The 1,370-nt window shown below is 71.1% G+C and carries 1 pseudogene; it reads right to left on the bottom strand.

From position 1 onward, the window contains the following. Nucleotides 1-80 precede the first annotated feature (80 nt). Nucleotides 81-803: pseudogene (locus tag Q0789_RS16560) on the bottom strand (IS481 family transposase); the annotation flags it as partial. Nucleotides 804-1,370: the final 567 nt, after the last annotated feature.

Here is a 1,370-nt window from a genome sequence, read left to right as displayed (position 1 = left end):
GCTCCGGATGCTCCTCATCGGCGGAGGCCTACGCCACCCCCGACTGGCATGAGCCCCACCGCAGGTACGAAGAGCCCCTTGAGGGAGTGCCGGTAGGCCCAGGCGTTGTCGGTGATCAACCGCTCGATCCTGGGGATGCCCTTGGCGGCGAAGTAGGTCGCCGCGCGGGCCAGGAAGCCCGCGCAGGTGGCGCCCTTCTCATCGGGCAGGATCTCGGAGTAGGCCAGCCGGGAGTGGTCGTCGACGGCGGAGTGGACGTAGTCGTAGCCCAGCTTCAGGCTGCGGTCGCGGGTGGCCTCGGCGCCGGCGCGCCCGTGGGCGCGCCACCCGCCCCCGTCGGGGATCCGGCCGAGCTTCTTGACGTCCATGTGCACCAGCTCCCCGGGCCGCTCGCGCTCGTAGCGGACCGCGCTGGCCTTCGACGAGCGGATCACCGCCCCGGTCAGCGGGTCCAGCGCGCACAGAGGCGGGGCACCGCGGCGGGCCAGTACCCGGCCGACGGTGCGGGCCGGGACACCGGTGTGCTCGGCGATGACCTCGGGGCCGGCGCGCAGCTCGGTGCGGGCCGCCAGCACCCGGTCCTCGACCTCGACCGGCGTCCGGGTCGGGCTCGAGCGAGGTCGGCTGGAGCGGTCGGCCAGACCGGTGACGCCTTCAGCGGTGTGCCGGGTGATCCAGGTGTGGACGCACTTGCGGGAGACGCCCATGGCCTTGGCGATGTGGGCCTGCGCCCACCCGGCCTGATGACGCTGCACGATCAGCATCCGGCCGTGGATGGTGGTGCGGGCGTTAGCGTGGGACACGAGAACCTCCGGGATGGTGCGGGCCTTCGACAAGCCACACCCCACCCGGAGGTTCTCCCGTTCTCAAGCCGCCACGCCTGCTACCAACGTCCTGGCCGGGTACACCTAGGTCGGCCAACCCCGACAGATGTCGGGGCAGTCGCAGTCAACCTCGGAGCCGCGAAGGCGCGCGCTCGTTGCAGACGTGGGCGCGAGCGACGGCCGCACCCATATACCGAGCCGCCGATCTGAGCGCGCGCCCACCCGAAGCCAACCCGTGGACGCTGAGCACCGTCGTTCACGCACGAACGTGCACGACGCCTCACGCCTCGGGCGTTGTGAGCGCGTCCCTGACGCCGACAGGTCCTCTCACGAACCTTCCTAATGCACGTTCGTGCACAAAAGCACCTAGCTTCATGGGCGGGTCGTAGACACCTCCCCGTGTCGCCGGGCAACCGTCGGCCGTCGTGGACGAGGAGGCCTTCATGACAGGAGCAGTCTTGTCCGCCGTCACCCGCGCCGAGGCGCTCGAGCGGATGAGCACCGAGCAGCTGGACGTCCTCGTCGTCGGCGGGGGCGTCACCGGCG

It is taken from the genome of uncultured Pseudokineococcus sp. (assembly GCF_947499845.1).
In the GTDB taxonomy this organism is placed as follows: Bacteria; Actinomycetota; Actinomycetes; order Actinomycetales; family Quadrisphaeraceae; genus Pseudokineococcus.
The sequence above is the reverse complement of the archived record's forward strand: the minus strand, read 5'-3'. Positions and strand labels throughout refer to the sequence as shown.